This is a genomic window from Streptomyces sp. VRA16 Mangrove soil, assembly GCF_017377775.1.
Classification (GTDB): domain Bacteria; phylum Actinomycetota; class Actinomycetes; order Streptomycetales; family Streptomycetaceae; genus Streptomyces.
In genome coordinates, this window is the sequence record NZ_JAFVLN010000001.1 from 688,803 (window position 1) to 704,105 (window position 15,303).

Here is a 15,303-nt window from a genome sequence, read left to right on the forward strand (position 1 = left end):
GACGGCGCCGACAGGCCCGCACCCGTACGAGATCGGAGAGCTCCATGACCGCCGCCCTGACCTTCCGTGACGCCGTCCCCGAGGACGTCGACGCACTTGTGGCGCTCATCGAGTCGGCCTACCGCGGCGACTCCAGCCGTGCGGGCTGGACCACGGAGGCGGACATCCTCCAGGGGCAGCGCACCGACCCGGACGGCGTGCTCACCGTGATCAAGGATCCGGACAGCCGGCTGCTCACCGTCGAGCGCGACGGCACGATCGTCGCCTGCTGCCAGCTGGAGCACCGCGGTGAGGCCGCGTACTTCGGCATGTTCGCGGTCAGCCCGGCGCTCCAGGGCGCGGGCCTCGGCAAGCAGATCATCGCGGAGGCCGAGCGCCGGGTCCGCGAGGTGTGGGGCGTGCGCGCCATGCAGATGACCGTGATCTCCGTGCGCGAGGAGCTCATCGCCTGGTACGAGCGGCGCGGCTACCGCCGTACGGGAGAGATGAGCCCCTTCCCGTACGGCGACGAGCGCTTCGGCGTCCCGCAGCGCGACGACCTCCAGTTCGAGCTGCTGGTCAAGCCGCTGGTGTAGCGGTCAGGCCGTGAACCGCCCGGTCCGCTTGATCTCCGGGTAGTCGGTGGTCGCCCCGTCCAGGCCGAGGGCCCGTACGAGCCTCAGGTCGTCCTGGGTGTTCACGACCCAGCCGATGATCCTGAGGTCGGCCTTGCGGGCGTGCTCGACGATCTCCTGGGTGAGGCGGCGGATGTTGAGGACGAGGGTCGTGGCGCCGACGGCCACGGCCCGCTGCACCACGTCCGTGCCGTAGCGGCTCGCGACCAGCGCCGTGCGCACGCCCGGCACCAGGCGGGCGATCTCCGCGACCGCCTCGTCATGGAACGAGATGACCTCGACCCGGTGCACGAGATCGCGGCGCAGCATCACCTCCGCGAGCGCCTGCGCCGCCGCGACCGTCTTGATCTCCGCCTGGAGCGGCGCGGCCACCGCGTCCAGGACCTCCTCGAAGACCGGGATCCGCTCGCCGCGCCCGGCGTCGAGCGTGCGCAGCTCCGCGAGCGTCTTCTCGGCGATCGGCCCCGTGCCGTCCGTGGTGCGGTCCACGTCCTTGTCGTGCATGACGACGAGCGCGCCGTCCTTGCTCAGATGGAGGTCGAGCTCGATGAGGTCGAGTCCCGCCCGCTCGGCGGCGACGAAGGATCGAAGGGTGTTCTCGGGTTCGACACCCATGGCTCCGCGATGCCCGATGGTGAGGAAGTTCAAGGCGGTCTCGCTTCCGTCGACGGCGGCTCTGCTGTCACACGCTTCCCTACCCACGTGACACGTCTCGCAGCCTAACGGCCCGTCTGCGCGACGGAGCCGTCGCGACGCGGAGGACCGGCGCCGGCCGGGCCGTCCGCCCGAGTGCCCACGACTCCGAGGAGCAGCCCGGTGACGACGGCGGCGAGGAGGACGGCTCGGGTGCTCATGACGGGTGCGCTCCGGTGGGACGGGGACGAGGCCGCGAACCGTCCTACCGGAGCGCCGCCCGCGCGCCCGGCCATGTCACCCGTGCGTGGGCGCGTCCCGCGGAGGTTGACCCGGGCCGAGCGCGTCCAGATCCGCCAACATGCCCTGTGCCAGCTCCACTTCGGCGACCAGATGACGCTCGCTCCAGCGCAGCGCGATCTGCGGATGCGCCCAGGCATCCACGCCGTCCGCCCGCGCGATCGCGTCCCGCACCTCCTTCAACTCACCTTCGACATGCGTCACGTGCTCCTCGACGAGCGTGCGCAGCCGCTCCGGCTCGGCGAGATGCCCGAGCCAGACCCGCAGCAGCACCGGGTGCTTGAGCGACACGCCGCCCGGATCCTGCGGCCCCGCCGCCCACGCGGCGAGCGCGGCCCGCCCCTCCTCGGTGATCGCATAGGCCCGTTTGGTGCGCGGCTCCTCGGGCCCCGAGCGCCGCGACGTGACGTAACCGAGTGCTTCGAGGCGGCGCAGCTCCGCGTAGATCTGGCTGAAGGCGGGCGCGCCGTAGAAGAACCGCAGCGACGCGTCCGCCCACTTCTTCAACTCGTACCCGGTCCGCTCACCCGGGAAGGAGAGCAGCCCGAGCACGGCCCAGGCGGTCTGCGGAAGGCGAGAGGTCGGCATGCGTCCGCATTGAAGTGAGCGGGGGAGACAGGCGCAAGAGGCAGGGACTACGCCGTCGTGCGGTGCAGCCGCGCGGCGAGGTGGTGCTGCAACGGCTGTCCCACCGCGGCGAGTTCGTGCACGAAGTCGAACGTGTCGGCGTCGGCCGCCGTGTACCGGCGCAGCGTCGCCGCCACCTTCTTCGCCGTCGGCGTCAGCCCCACGCCGTCCGTGGCCAGCTCGACCGTCGTGCCGTCGGCCGTCCCGACCGCGATCTCCGCGATCCCGGTGGGCTGTGTGATCAGCGCCTCCACCCGGCCGCCGGGCTGCACCCGCCACCAGCCGCTCTCCCGCGCGGCCGGCCGCAGCGGGGCGCCCTCGGCGTCGATCAGCCAGGCCCGCGCCTCGTACTTGAGGAACGGCCGTCCGTCGTGGCTGAACGTGACCTCCTGCGCGTACGTGAAGTCGCTGTCCAGCGTGGGGTATTCACCGCGCCCGCGGCCGCGCCAGGTGCCGAGCAGGCCGAGCACCGGCGTCAGCAGCTCGTGCGGCGCGGTCGTCCCGTCGGGGGCGTAGCTCTCGCTGTACGGGTAGACGGGTGCGGCGTCGAACACGGCGGGCTCCTGGAGGCGGGGGCGTTGGCCGGGCCAGCCTAAGGGGCGCTGCCGCGCAGTTGGGACGGCATACCCGTACGCTCGTGCCCGTGTCTGTCCCGTCCGGCCCGTCCGCCCCGTCCCGCCTGCACCGCGTCGCCGTCCTCGTCCTCGAAGGAGCGAAACCGCTCGACGTCGGGATCCCGGCGCAGGTGTTCACGACCCGCGCCAGCATGCCGTACGAGGTCCGGGTGTGCGGGCCCGCGCCCGGTCTCGTCACCGGCGGCGACGGCCTCTCGTACGCCGTCGCCCACGGGCTCGAAGCGCTGGAATGGGCGGACATCGTCTTCGTGCCCGGCTACCGCAGGCCCGACCAGGAGGCGCCGCCGCCCGCCGTCGTCGACGCGCTGATCGCTGCGCACGCGCGCGGGGCCCGGCTCGCCGCGATCTCCACCGGCGCCTTCGCACTCGCCGCCACGGGCCTGCTCGACGGCCGCCGCGCCACCACCCACTGGCACTACACCCAGGCCCTCGCCGAGCAGCACCCCGACGTCAAGGTCGACGAGAACGTCCTCTTCGTCGACGAGGGCACCGTGCTGACCTCCGCGGGCGCCGCGTCCGGCATCGACCTGTGCCTGCACATCCTGCGCGGCGACCTCGGGGTGGCCGCCGCCAACCATGCGGCCCGGCGGCTGGTCGCCGCGCCGTACCGCAGCGGCGGCCAGGCCCAGTACGTGCCGCGCAGCGTGCCGGAGGCGCTCGGTGAACGCTTCGCCGCCACCCGGGAATGGGCGCTGCGTCGGCTCGGCGAACCGCTCACCCTCCAGGCCCTGGCCCGGCACGCGGCGGTCTCGGAGCGCACGTTCTCGCGGCGCTTCGTCGACGACACCGGGTACACGCCGATGCAGTGGGTGATGCGGGCCCGCGTCGACCGGGCCCGGGAACTCCTCGAACGCTCGGAGCTGAGCGTCGAGCAGATCGCCGCCGACGTCGGCCTCGGCACCGGCGCCAATCTGCGGCTGCACTTCCAGCGGATCCTCGGCACCACGCCGAGCGAGTACCGGCGCACCTTCGCCCGCGGCGAATAGCACCTGGTGGGGCGGGTCGGCGGGATCCTTGCGCACCGGCTGGCGGGATCCTTTTGAACCATGGCGATCCCGCCGCTGTCGACGGCCCGCGCGGCGAGCGACTCTTGAGGTGTTCCGGACGCGACGAACACCGCGCACGGACCTCACCCGCTGAACTCCGATGGGAGAACCCGCACATGACCCGCATCGCCATCAACGGATTCGGTCGCATCGGGCGCAACGTCCTGCGTGCGCTTCTGGAGCGCGACACCTCCCTTGAGGTCGTCGCGGTCAACGACCTCACCGAGCCCGCCGCGCTGGCCCGGCTGCTTGCCTTCGACTCCACCGCAGGGCGCCTCGGCCGCCCGGTCAGCGCCGAGGGCGACGAGCTGGTCGTCGACGGCCGCCGCATCAAGGTGCTGGCCGAGCGCGACCCGGCCCAGCTGCCCTGGGCCGAGCTCGGCGTCGACATCGTCCTGGAGTCCACCGGCCGCTTCACCTCGGCCAAGGCGGCCCGCGCCCACCTCGACGCCGGCGCCAGGAAGGTCCTCGTCAGCGCCCCCTCGGACGGCGCCGACATCACCCTCGCGTACGGCGTCAACAGCGACGGGTACGACCCGGAGCTGCACACGATCGTCTCGAACGCCTCCTGCACCACGAACGCGCTCGCGCCCCTCGCGGCCGTCCTCGACGAGCTCGCGGGCATCGAGCACGGCTTCATGACGACCGTGCACGCCTACACCCAGGAGCAGAACCTCCAGGACGGGCCGCACCGTGACGCCCGCCGCGCCCGCGCCGCAGGCGTGAACATCGTGCCGACCACGACCGGCGCCGCGAAGGCCATCGGCCTCGTGCTGCCGAACCTCGACGGCAAGCTGGCCGGCGACTCGATCCGCGTCCCCGTCCCGGTCGGCTCGATCGTCGAGCTCAACACGACGGTCGCCCGTGACGTGACCCGCGACGACGTCCTCGCCGCCTACCGCGCCGCGGCCGAGGGCCCGCTCGCCGGAGTCCTGGAGTACTCCGAGGACGCGCTGGTCTCCTCGGACATCGTCGGCAACCCGGCGTCCTCGATCTTCGACTCGGCCCTGACGCGCGTCGACGGCCGCCACATCAAGGTCGTGGCCTGGTACGACAACGAGTGGGGCTTCTCGAACCGCGTCGTCGACACGCTGAACCTGCTCGCGGCCGGCTGACCCGGAGGGTTCCGGTGCGCGAAGTCCGGAACCCTCCCGCCCCTTCCCATCTCTGACGGACCGTCATATACCTAAGAGTCATATGGAGGCGATGCCCCACCGCCCAGGCCCAACTCCCGGGAGGAACAGTGAAGTTCTCCGTCATCTTCGAGGCGCAGCTGGCCGACCCCACCGTCGACCGTGAGCACCAGCTCTTCCGTGACTGTGTCGAACAGGCCGTCCTCGCCGAGGAGATGGGATTCGACCGGATCTGGGCGGTGGAGCACCACTCCCTCAAGTGGTACGCGCACATGTCCGCGCCGGAGATCTTCCTCACCTGGGTCGCCGCCCGCACCTCCCGGATCCGCGTCGGGCACGGCGTCGTCTGCATGCCGTTCCGGTTCAACCACCCCGCCCGCGTCGCCGAACGCGCCGCCACGCTCGACCTGCTGTCGGGCGGGCGGCTCGACCTCGGCGCCGGGCGCGGCGGCACCCGGCAGGAGACGTCCCTGTGCGGCGTCGACAAGGAGCGCACCACCCAGGAGGTCGAGGAGGCGCTGCGCATCATCGGCAAGGCGTGGGAGAAGGACGAGCTGGAGCACCACGGCCCGCTCCTCGACATCGACCCGCACCCGATCCTGCCCCGCCCCGCACAGACCCCGCACCCGCCGCTCTTCCTCGCCTGCAGCCGCCCGGAGACGCTGCGTCAGGCCGCCGAACTCGGCGTCGGCGCACTGGTGATGGGCTTCGCTGGCCCGGACTCGATCGCGCAGATGCGCCGGGCCTACGACACCGCGATCGCCGAGCGCACCCCCGAGCGCCTCGTCTCCTCCGTCGTCAACGACCACTTCTCCGTGCTGTGCCCCACGATCGTCCTCGACGACCGGGAGACGGCGCGCGGCATCGGCATTCGCGGTCAGCGCTTCTTCGCCCAGTCCATCGGGCACTGGTACGGCGGCGCCGGCATCCCCGACGAGGCCGTCGTCGAGGGGGCGGACGAGGCGGCCGAGATGCGCAGGGCCGCCGAACAGGTCGTGGCCCGCCTCAACGAGCAGCGGATCCCGGTCCGCCCCTCCGCCACCGCCACCTTCAACGCCGACCACGCCTACGGCACGGCCGCCGACGCCATCGCCTACGTCGAGCGCCTCCGCGACGCGGGCGCCGACGAGATCATGTGCCTCATCCAGATGGGCACGGTGCCGCAGGAGGCATGCCTGGAGACGCTGCGGCAGTGGGGCCGCACGGTGATCCCGCACTTCCGGGAGGCGGGGACGGACTGACGTCCCGTGCGCCGGTGGTCAGTTCACCGAGTGGTGGAGCGGATGGTCGGGGTCGGCGGGGCAGAGGTGAACCATGGCGCACCGGTCGCCGCCCAGCCGCACGCCGGTCGGCTGCTGCGCGGCCGCGTCGCCGGGATCGCCCCACGGGAAACCCGGGTCATCGCGCGGCGCCCAGGTGCCGTCGAGGAACTCGTACTGCGACGTCTGGAACAGCATGACCATCGTGGTGCCGCAGTCGCAGACGGGATGCGTCAGGTCCCAGCCGCCGACCTTCCAGCCCGGCGCGACGGCGAGCGCGTGGTAGTCGAGGCCCCTGGCCCGGTCGGCGTCCCACGCGTGGATCCGCCGCTGGAGCGCGCCGGGCAGCGGGCTTGGGCCGACCGTGTACCCGTACCCCTGCTCCATCCACGGGAACTCGACGAGCTCCTCGGGGTGGACCGCGCACGGTACGGGTACCCGCGGGCCGGGCTCGGCCGTCGGACGGGCCGGGCCCGGCGTCACCTCCGCCGCCCGCCGCCAGAAGACCGCGGGCCGCAGCCCGTCCGACGCCTCGGCGTGCTGCCGCGGGCACCACAGGATCTGCAGCAGGTCCGCGTCGCCGGGAAAGTACGTCCCGGGCGCGTCGGAGCGCCGCAGCTGCAGGACCGGCACCAGGGGAACCGGGGCCGCCCCGGGGACGGGCCGCGCGCCGAGGGCCGCGATGACCTGGTGCAGCGCCGCGTGCGACGCGTCCTCGGCACGCGGACCCAGATCCATCGGCTCCGGATGCGGACCCGCACACGTGGGCCAGGGCTCGTCCGCGGGCCACAGCGGCGGACCGCCCACGGAACTGTCGCGGACCGTCGGCGTCCCGGGCCGCGGATGCAGCCGCGCCGCCGGCAGCCCGTACGGAGCCAGCTCGGGAAAGGCGCGCTGCAGCTCGGCGCGTTCCCGCGGTGCCGTCTCGACCACGTGGTCCCCCAGTTCCCGCTCGCGCCCGGTTCCGGCGCGCCGCGTCGTCGGCCGACACCCTGTCATGCCCTCGCACCGGCGCCGATCTCGGGGCCGGTGCGAAGCCGGGACCGCCGAAACCGCCCCGTCCGCACGCGGCATCGCTCGTCGGCCTGTCCTTCTCGCGCGGCAGGCGTCACCATCGGGCGCCCGCCGTGCCGCCCGGGGCCCCGCCCCTGCCGGCACCACACCCACCACCAGGAGCCCGCATGCCACTTCACGACCGCCTCGCCCCGCAGGCCCGCCCCCTCGTCGACGCCATGGCCGCCTTCTTCCCCGACCTCGGCGGCGCCGTCACCGATGCCGCCGAGGCCCGGCGGATCCTCTCGGCGGCGCCCGAGAAGCCGTTCCCCGCGCCCGTCGTCGGCGCCGTGGAGGACCGCGCGATACCGGGTCCCGCCGGGGCTCCGCCGATCCCGGTACGGATCTATCGGCCGGACGACAGTGCGCCCGGACCGGTGCCCGTCGTCGTCTTCTTCCACGGCGGCGGCTGGGTCATCTGCGATCTCGACAGCCATGACTCCACCGCGCGCGCCCTGTGCCGCGACGCCGGTGCCGTCGTCGTGTCCGTGGACTACCGGCTCGCCCCCGAGCACCGGTTCCCCGCCGCCGTCGAGGACGCGTACGCCGCCCTGTGCTGGGTCGCCGGCCACGCCGCCGAACTCGGCGCCGACGCGGGCGCGTTGAGCGTCGCCGGGGACAGTGCGGGCGGCAATCTCGCCGCCGTCGTCGCCCAGATCGCCCGCGACGAGGACGGCCCCGCCGTCGCCCGGCAGATCCTCGTCTACCCCGCCACCGACGTCCGTCAGAAGACCGGCTCGTTCGACGCCAACGCCGACGGCTACTTCCTCACCGCCGCGCACTGCGCCTGGTTCCGTGAGCAGTACCTGGGGCCGGACGGCGACCCCGCCCACCCGCACGTCTCACCGCTGCTCGCCGAGCGCCTCGACGGGCTCCCGGCCGCCCACGTCGTCACCGCGGGCTGTGACCCCCTGTGCGACGAGGGGCGCGCCTACGCGCAGGCACTGAAGGACGCCGGAGTCCCGGTCACCGAGAGCAGTTTCCCCGGCATGTTCCATGGCTTCTTCGGCTTCCCCGAACTCCTGGAGGACGCCCGCCGTGCTCTGGCGGATGTGGTCGAGGTCATCGTTTCAAGCAGGCGAGACAGGAAAAACGACGGTGACCACGGGGGTGGCGCAGGATAATTTTCGGCGTCTCCTCTTGTGGCGGAGAACCTCGCGCGCATACGGTGTCCTTACGCGAGGTTCTCCCGTGGAGGAAGAGACATGACGGAAATTCTTGTGCAGGCTGGCGCGGAGGGGCACGTTCCTTCGGTCCAGGCGGTCGGCGACAGGGTGGTGGAGCACCCGGCCTGGCCCGTGCTCAAGGACGCCGTGGAGGAGATCAGGACCTGGCAGAAGGCGGACGGGTCCATCGACTTCGCCGCCGAAGGCGCCCCCGCGAAATCAGACGCCGAGCTCACCGTCGACCGCGTCATATCCGCCGTCGAGCAGCTCGCCCCGCTGCTGCCGCACGACGCCGCCTATCTCGACGGCCTCGTGGGCGACCTGCGCCGCTGGTCCGACGAGGGCTTCCAGGTCCCCGACTTCCTCGACTCCCTGCTCGCCTTCCAGCCCGCGGCCCGGCGCCGGGACGGCCTCCAGCACCTGGTGGTCTTCCCGATGTACACGCAGAACGGCAACCCGGACCGCAATCTGGAGGCCGTCGTCCTGAAGATGGTCTGGCCCGAGTGGCTCGCCGAGCTGGAGGCGACCCGCTACGACAACCCCCTCTTCTGCGGCATCACCTTCGAGGACTTCACCTCCGGCTACGACACGAACTCGGCGGTGCTCTTCCCGGAGACGATCGCCGTGCGCGAGGCCCCCGAGCGCTTCTCCTGGGGCGGCATCTTCTGCGACCGCGAGGCGGCCCGCTTCCGCCGCGTCACCGAGGCCGCCGTCGACATCCTCGGGCTCGAACTGCCCGACGACATCAAGGACATGGTCGGCGACCAGGACCGCTGCCAGCAGGCGTTCGTGCTCTGGGACATGGTCCACGACCGCACGCACAGCCACGGCGACCTGCCCTTCGACCCGTTCATGATCAAGCAGCGCCAGCCGTTCTGGATGTACGGCCTCGAAGAGCTCCGCTGCGACCTCACCGCCTTCAAGGAGGCCGTGAAGCTGGAGGCCGACGGGGTCCCGCAGGGCCGCGACGTCCAGTACGCCGTGCTCTTCGACCGCATGTTCCGCTTCCCGGTCACCGGCGAGCGCGTCCGCAACTACGACGGCCTGGGCGGCCAGCTCCTCTTCGCGTACCTGCACAAGCACGACGTCGTCCGCTGGACCGACAACAAGCTGCACATCGACTGGAACCGCGCCCCCGAGGTGACGAACCAGCTCTGCGGCGAGATCGAGCAGCTCTACCGCGACGGCATCGACCGCCCCAAGCTCGTGCACTGGTTCGCCGCGTACGACCTGGTCTCCACGTATCTCGCCCCGCACCCGGGTTCCCGCTGGGCCAAGGGCCCCGACGCCCTGGACACCTCGCTGCCGCCCCGCAAGCTCGTGGACGAGGTGCTTCCGGACGAGTTTCCGCTCAGCATGTTCTATGAGGCCCTCTCGAAGAAGCTGAAGAACGTGATCGCCTCGACGAAGGGCATCACCGCGGCGGACGCCGAGCAGGTCGCCGCGTGAGCAACAGCGACCAGCAGGAGGCGACGGCCATGACCGAGACCACGACCAGCAAGGACGTCCTGGACGGTGCGGTGATCGCGGTCGCCGGAGCGGCGGGACCCGCCGGACGGGCCACGCTCAAGCGGCTCGCCGAGGCCGGCGCCACGGTCGTCGGCGCCGACGCGGACGCCGAGCGCCTCGCCGCCGCCGTCGACGAGGCGCGCTACGCCCACGGCGGCGCCACCGTCGTCGGCGACACCGTCGACCTCCTCGACCTCCAGGCCACCCGTGACTGGGCCGCCCGCATCGAGAAGGACTTCGGCCGCGTCGACGGCGTCGTCCACCTCGTCGGCGGCTGGCGCGGCAGCGCGTCCTTCGCCGAGACCGACCTCGCCGACTGGGACCTCCTCGAAAAGCTCCTGATCCGTACGGTGCAGCACACCTCGCTCGCCTTCGAGGGCGCCCTGACCCGGTCGGAGCGCGGTCGCTTCCTGCTGATCAGCGCCGCGGGCGCGTCCAAGCCCACCGCGGGCAACGCCGCGTACTCCGCCTCCAAGGCCGCCGCCGAGGCGTGGACGCTCGCGCTCGGCGACGCCTTCCGCAAGGCGGGGGGTGACGCCGGACCGCAGCAGGCGGCTGCGATCCTGGTGGTCAAGGCGCTGGTGCACGACGCGATGCGCGCCGAACGCCCCAACGCGAAGTTCGCGGGCTTCACGGACGTCAAGGAGCTGGCCGAGGCCATCACCGGAGTCTGGAACAAGCCCGCCGCCGAAGTGAACGGGACCCGTCTGTGGCTGACCGAGAAGCCGTAAACCCCTTGGCAACCCTGGGAAAGAACGCGAAGACCGACGCGCGCAGGCACCACGACCCCACGGTCAGGGGCTTCGCCAGCGACAACTACGCGGGCGCCCACCCCGAGGTGATGGCGGCCCTCGCCCTCGCCAACGAGGGGCACCAGGTCGCGTACGGCGAGGACGACTACACGGCCCATCTCCAGCAGATCATCCGCAGCCACTTCGGGGCGAGCGCCGAGGCGTTCCCGGTCTTCAACGGCACGGGCGCCAACGTCGTCGCGCTGCAGGCGGTCACCGACCGCTGGGGCGCGGTGGTCTGCGCCGAGTCCGCGCACATCAACGTGGACGAGGGCGGCGCCCCCGAGCGGATGGGCGGCCTCAAGCTGCTCACCGTCCCGACGCCGGACGGCAAGCTCACCCCCGAGCTGATCGACCGGCAGGCGTGGGGCTGGGACGACGAGCACCGGGCCATGCCGCAGGTCGTGTCGATCACGCAGTCCACCGAACTGGGCACGCTCTACACGCCCGACGAGATCCGCGCGATCTGCGACCACGCCCACGAGCGCAACATGGTCGTGCACCTCGACGGTTCCCGGATATCCAACGCGGCCGCGTCGCTCGACGTCCCGATGCGTACGTTCACGAACGCGGTCGGCGTGGACATCCTGTCGCTCGGCGGCACCAAGAACGGCGCGCTGTTCGGCGAGGCCGTCGTCGTCCTCAACCAGGACGCCGTGCGCCACATGAAGCATCTGCGCAAGCTGTCCATGCAGCTCGCCTCCAAGATGCGGTTCGTGTCGGTGCAGTTGGAGGCGCTGCTCGCCAAGGACCTGTGGCTGCGCAACGCCCGGCACGCCAACGAGATGGCCCAGCGCCTCGCGGAGGGCGTGCGAGCCGTCGACGGCGTGGAGATCCTCTACCCGGTGCAGGCCAACGGCGTCTTCGCCCGCCTCCCGCACGACGTCTCGGAGCGCCTGATGAAGAAGTACCGCTTCTACTTCTGGAACGAGACGGCCGGCGACGTCCGCTGGATGTGCGCCTTCGACACCCGCGAGGAGGACGTCGACGGATTCGTCGCCGCCCTCAAGGAGGAGATGGCGCGCTAGCGCGTTCCACCCCGCATGGCTGCATAGATATGCGATCGATCGTAAAAGTATTGACGCGCGGTCGATCGCATTTCTATGCTCGCGTGCCATGCAGCTGATCCAGCAGAACCCTGATCTCTCCGCCTACTTGGCGGCCGACGGCGTCATCGACCATCACCATCCACTGGTGCGCGAGACCGCCGCGCGGCTCGCCGAAGGCGCCGCCGATTCATATGCATACGCCCGCGCCGCCTATGAGTTCGTGCGCGACACCATTCCGCACTCCGCCGACAGCGGGGACCTGCGCGTCACCTGGCGGGCCTCCGACGTCCTCGCGCAGGGCACCGGCATCTGCCACGCCAAGGCGCACGCCCTCACGGCGCTGCTGCGCGCCGAGGACATCCCCACCGCGCTCTGCTATCAGCGGCTGACGCACGACGCCGGGACCGGCTGGTGTGTGCACGGACTCGTGGCCGTACGGTTCCGCGGCGCATGGCACCGGCAGGACTGCCGGGGCAACAAACCGGGGGTCGACGCCCAGTTCTCGCTGGACGGCGAGCGGCTGGCCTGGGTGCCCGATCCGGAGTCCAGCGAGGTGGACTATCCGGTACTCTTTGATGTACCTCATCCGGTCGTGCTCGACATTCTGCGCAGCGCGCCGGACCGCCCGTACCTCTGGGAGAACCTCCCCGACTCGCTCACCTTGTAAGGCAGGCCGCACCCGTCATGGTCCTCCAGCTCACCGTCGCCGACGACGTCCGCGCGTTCGCCCCCGGCTTCCACCACATCGCCATCGAGGCGTACGACCTCGTCAACACGCCCAGCACCCCGGAGACGTCGGCCCTTCTCGACGAGGCCGCACGCCGGCTCGCCGAGCGCCTCGACGGGCGCGCGCCGCACGAGGATCCGCACATGGTGGCCTGGCGCGACACGTACAAGGCCTTCGGCGCCAAGCCCAACCGGACCCGCAACTCGGCGGAGGCGCTGGCGAAGAGGGCGCTCAGTGACGCGGGTCTGCCCCGCATCAACACTCTGGTGGACGTCTACAACGCGATCAGCGTCGCCCACCTCATCCCCGTCGGGGGCGAGGACCTCGACCGGATCCGGGGCGGCATGCGACTCGTGCGCGCCACCGGCGCGGAGGACTTCGTGACCGTGGCGGCGGGGGAGCGGGTCGTCGAGCACCCCGAGGCCGGGGAGGTCGTCTGGTGCGACGACGAGGGGGTCACCTGCCGTCGCTGGAACTGGCGGCAGGGCCCGCGCACCTGCCTCGACGACACGTCGACGAACGCCCTGTTCCTCCTGGAGGGCATGGGCGAGCACGCGGGGCTGGAGGCGGCGGGGGCCGAACTGGCCGAACTCCTTCAGAAGTTCAGCCCCGGCGCCCGGATCACCGTGCACCCCGCCGTCTGACGCAGTCGTTCGACTCGGCCGCCCGACTCAGCCGGCCTCTGCGGCCTTGACCTCTTCGGGGGTCGGGGCCGTGCCGCCGAGATGGGCCGGCATCCACCAGGTGTCGTTCGGTCCCTTGGGGCGCACGGGGTAGGCGCGCTGCGCCGCTTCGAGCAGCTCCTGCACCCGGCCGCGCAGCCGGCGTGTGATCGCACCCGCGTACTGGTCCGTCGGCGCCTCCATCGGCTCGCCGACCCGGATCGTGACCGGGATGTGCTGCCGCTTGAAGTTGCGCGGACGCCCCTTGGTCCACAGCCGCTGCGTGCCCCACAGCGCCATCGGGATCAGCGGGACCCCGGCCTCCTGCGCCAGCCGCACGGCACCCGTCTTGAAGCTCTTCAGCGTGAACGACTCCGAGATCGTCGCCTCCGGGAACACCCCGACGATCTCGCCCGCGCGCAGCGACTGCAGCGCGTGCTGGTACGCGTGCTCACCCTGCGAACGGTCCACCGGGATGTGCTTCATGCTGCGCATCAGTGGACCGGAGACCTTGTGCCGGAACACCGACTCCTTGGCCATGAAGCGGACCAGACGCTTCTGAGGCAGCGCGGCGAGGCCGTCGAAGATGAAGTCCAGGTAGCTGATGTGATTGCTGACCAGGACGGCACCGCCCGAGCGCGGAATGTTCTCCGAGCCCTTGCAGTCGATCTTCAGGTCGAGCGCCTTGAACATCGTGAGGGCGGCGCCGATGACCGGACGGTAGACGAGCTCTGCCATGGAGGGGGAGGACCCTTCTGAAGTGCCTGGGGAACGTGGTGGGTGGGACGGTTCCCGGCGTTAAGTTACGGAGCCGTAGGTATTGCGGCTTGCGCAGATCGTGCCCCAAGAACGGCCGGGTGGCCAGTCCTGGTTCCTGTGCCGCGCGAGATCCTTGTCACGTTGGCCGGAATCAGCGGGAACGTTTGTGCGCTGTACCGAGAGCGACGGACAAAGGAGGACAGGAGTGACCGTGGGTGAAGTGACGTTGGGCGCCGCACAGTTGGGTGCGGAACTGGGGGAGCGGGCGACGCTCGTCCAGTTCTCCAGCGCCTTCTGCGCGCCCTGCCGGGCCACGCGCAGGGTGCTCGCCGAGGTCGCCGCCATGGTCCCGGGCGTCGCGCACATCGAGATCGACGCCGAGGCCCGGCTCGATCTCGTACGCGACGTGGGTGTCCTGAAGACGCCGACCGTGCTGGTCCTGGACGCGCACGGCCGCGAGGTCCGGCGCGCCGCCGGGCAGCCGCGCAAGGCGGACGTCATCGCCGCGCTCGGCCAGGCTGTGTGACGGCTGCGCCCGCGAGCCGGGGTGACGCATCTCCCAGATGACGGAACGCACTTGACTGCGCACGCCACCTATCGTCAGTCTGACTTTATGCCGCCGGAACTCCTTCTCCACCAGCGGGTCCATGTCGACCTCGCGCGCTGTTCGAGCGCCCGCTGTTGTGTCTCCTGACGCAGCCACGGACCCCGCTCGTACCCTCCCGCAGAAGGACAACTCCATGACGGTCACTCCCGACCTGCGCACCGCCCTGTCCGCCGGCCCCGACCTCCTCCGCTCGGTCTTCCGGCGGCACGCCGCGGGCGTCGCCGTGATCACGGCGGCCGGCGGCGCCCCCGTCGGATTCACCGCCACCTCCCTCACCTCCGTCTCCGCCGAACCCCCGGTCGTCTCCTTCGGCGTGGGCGTGGGCTCCTCCAGCTGGCCCACCGTCGCCGAGGCCACCCATGTGGGCGTGCACATACTCGAGGAGGGCCAGGCCGACCTCGCCGCGACGTTCGCCCGTAGCGGAGCCGACCGCTTCGGCGCCCCCACGAGCTGGTCCGAAGGTCCCGAAGGGGTCCCGGTCCTCGACGGCGTCCTGGCCTGGATGGTCTGCAAGGTCGTCGCGCGGGTACCCGCGGGGGACCACCGGATCGTGCTCGCCGAGGCGGTCTGCGGGCACTCGGCGGGTGCCGGGCGCCCGCTGCTCTACCACCAGGGACGCTTCAACGCGCTGCGCGACTGAAAGTTCCCAGGTCCACGCGATGGGGGACCGTTGGCTAGGTCACAGTTCAAAGCGCTTGCTTAGCGGGTAAGAACTGGGTGTACTGGCGAGTAA

At 71.6% G+C, this 15,303-nt stretch carries 18 protein-coding genes; 12 read left to right on the forward strand and 6 right to left on the reverse strand.

Annotation, left to right across the window (positions count from 1 at the left end):
* Nucleotides 1-44: 44 nt before the first annotated feature.
* Nucleotides 45-575, forward strand: a complete 531-nt coding sequence (locus tag J3486_RS02940) for a GNAT family N-acetyltransferase (protein ID WP_207818314.1) — start codon at nucleotides 45-47, stop codon at nucleotides 573-575.
* A 3-nt stretch (nucleotides 576-578) separates the two neighbouring features.
* Here J3486_RS02940 and J3486_RS02945 read toward each other — a convergent pair whose 3' ends face one another.
* The 4 genes from J3486_RS02945 to J3486_RS02955 form a co-directional block, all read right to left on the reverse strand.
* A complete protein-coding gene (locus J3486_RS02945; protein WP_207818315.1) occupies nucleotides 579-1,262 on the reverse strand; it encodes a glycerophosphodiester phosphodiesterase family protein in 684 nt (227 codons plus the stop codon).
* Between the two features lie 71 nt (nucleotides 1,263-1,333).
* Entirely contained in the window at nucleotides 1,334-1,468 is a 135-nt protein-coding gene (locus J3486_RS44610; protein ID WP_267878140.1) for a hypothetical protein, read from the reverse strand.
* 76 nt (nucleotides 1,469-1,544) lie between these two features.
* Entirely contained in the window at nucleotides 1,545-2,135 is a 591-nt protein-coding gene (locus J3486_RS02950; RefSeq protein WP_207818316.1) for a PadR family transcriptional regulator, read from the reverse strand.
* 47 nt (nucleotides 2,136-2,182) lie between these two features.
* On the reverse strand, nucleotides 2,183-2,728 hold the full coding sequence (locus J3486_RS02955) for an FABP family protein (RefSeq protein ID WP_207818317.1): 546 nt from the start codon (nucleotides 2,726-2,728) through the stop codon (nucleotides 2,183-2,185).
* An 89-nt stretch (nucleotides 2,729-2,817) separates the two neighbouring features.
* On the opposite strand from J3486_RS02955, the gene J3486_RS02960 reads away from it, so the two are divergent.
* The 3 genes from J3486_RS02960 (at nucleotide 2,818) to J3486_RS02970 (ending at nucleotide 6,229) form a co-directional block, all read left to right on the forward strand.
* Nucleotides 2,818-3,795 carry a GlxA family transcriptional regulator gene (locus J3486_RS02960; protein WP_207818318.1) on the forward strand — a complete coding sequence of 326 codons (978 nt, stop codon included), beginning with the start codon at nucleotides 2,818-2,820 and terminating at the stop codon, nucleotides 3,793-3,795.
* 176 nt (nucleotides 3,796-3,971) lie between these two features.
* Nucleotides 3,972-4,970, forward strand: a complete 999-nt coding sequence (gene gap, locus J3486_RS02965; RefSeq protein WP_207818319.1) for a type I glyceraldehyde-3-phosphate dehydrogenase — start codon at nucleotides 3,972-3,974, stop codon at nucleotides 4,968-4,970.
* A 128-nt stretch (nucleotides 4,971-5,098) separates the two neighbouring features.
* Nucleotides 5,099-6,229, forward strand: a complete 1,131-nt coding sequence (locus tag J3486_RS02970) for an LLM class flavin-dependent oxidoreductase (RefSeq protein WP_207818320.1) — start codon at nucleotides 5,099-5,101, stop codon at nucleotides 6,227-6,229.
* A gap of 18 nt (nucleotides 6,230-6,247) precedes the next feature.
* Here the strand turns inward: J3486_RS02970 and J3486_RS02975 are convergent, their stop codons facing one another.
* Nucleotides 6,248-7,246, reverse strand: coding sequence for a hypothetical protein (locus tag J3486_RS02975; RefSeq protein WP_207818321.1), 999 nt, complete (start codon nucleotides 7,244-7,246; stop codon nucleotides 6,248-6,250).
* Between the two features lie 182 nt (nucleotides 7,247-7,428).
* Between J3486_RS02975 and J3486_RS02980 the strand changes: the two genes are divergently transcribed.
* The 6 genes from J3486_RS02980 (at nucleotide 7,429) to J3486_RS03005 (ending at nucleotide 13,186) form a co-directional block, all read left to right on the forward strand.
* On the forward strand, nucleotides 7,429-8,424 hold the full coding sequence (locus J3486_RS02980) for an alpha/beta hydrolase (RefSeq protein ID WP_207818322.1): 996 nt from the start codon (nucleotides 7,429-7,431) through the stop codon (nucleotides 8,422-8,424).
* Nucleotides 8,425-8,505: 81 nt separating this feature from the next.
* On the forward strand, nucleotides 8,506-9,915 hold the full coding sequence (locus J3486_RS02985) for a DUF6421 family protein (RefSeq protein ID WP_207818323.1): 1,410 nt from the start codon (nucleotides 8,506-8,508) through the stop codon (nucleotides 9,913-9,915).
* A 29-nt stretch (nucleotides 9,916-9,944) separates the two neighbouring features.
* The gene (locus tag J3486_RS02990; protein WP_207818927.1) at nucleotides 9,945-10,706 is read left to right on the forward strand and encodes an SDR family oxidoreductase; all 762 of its coding nucleotides are present in this window, start codon (nucleotides 9,945-9,947) and stop codon (nucleotides 10,704-10,706) included.
* A 14-nt stretch (nucleotides 10,707-10,720) separates the two neighbouring features.
* Nucleotides 10,721-11,794, forward strand: coding sequence for a low specificity L-threonine aldolase (locus J3486_RS02995; protein WP_207818928.1), 1,074 nt, complete (start codon nucleotides 10,721-10,723; stop codon nucleotides 11,792-11,794).
* Nucleotides 11,795-11,882: 88 nt separating this feature from the next.
* Entirely contained in the window at nucleotides 11,883-12,482 is a 600-nt protein-coding gene (locus J3486_RS03000; protein WP_207818324.1) for a transglutaminase family protein, read from the forward strand.
* 17 nt (nucleotides 12,483-12,499) lie between these two features.
* On the forward strand, nucleotides 12,500-13,186 hold the full coding sequence (locus tag J3486_RS03005; RefSeq protein WP_207818325.1) for a B3/4 domain-containing protein: 687 nt from the start codon (nucleotides 12,500-12,502) through the stop codon (nucleotides 13,184-13,186).
* Nucleotides 13,187-13,213: 27 nt separating this feature from the next.
* On the opposite strand, the gene J3486_RS03010 is transcribed toward J3486_RS03005, so the two are convergent.
* A complete protein-coding gene (locus J3486_RS03010) occupies nucleotides 13,214-13,942 on the reverse strand; it encodes a 1-acyl-sn-glycerol-3-phosphate acyltransferase (RefSeq protein WP_207818326.1) in 729 nt (242 codons plus the stop codon).
* Between the two features lie 226 nt (nucleotides 13,943-14,168).
* Between J3486_RS03010 and J3486_RS03015 the strand changes: the two genes are divergently transcribed.
* Both J3486_RS03015 and J3486_RS03020 read left to right on the forward strand, forming a co-directional pair.
* Entirely contained in the window at nucleotides 14,169-14,489 is a 321-nt protein-coding gene (locus tag J3486_RS03015) for a thioredoxin family protein (RefSeq protein ID WP_207818327.1), read from the forward strand.
* A gap of 214 nt (nucleotides 14,490-14,703) precedes the next feature.
* A complete protein-coding gene (locus J3486_RS03020) occupies nucleotides 14,704-15,210 on the forward strand; it encodes a flavin reductase family protein (protein WP_207818328.1) in 507 nt (168 codons plus the stop codon).
* The last annotated feature ends 93 nt before the right edge of the window (nucleotides 15,211-15,303 follow it).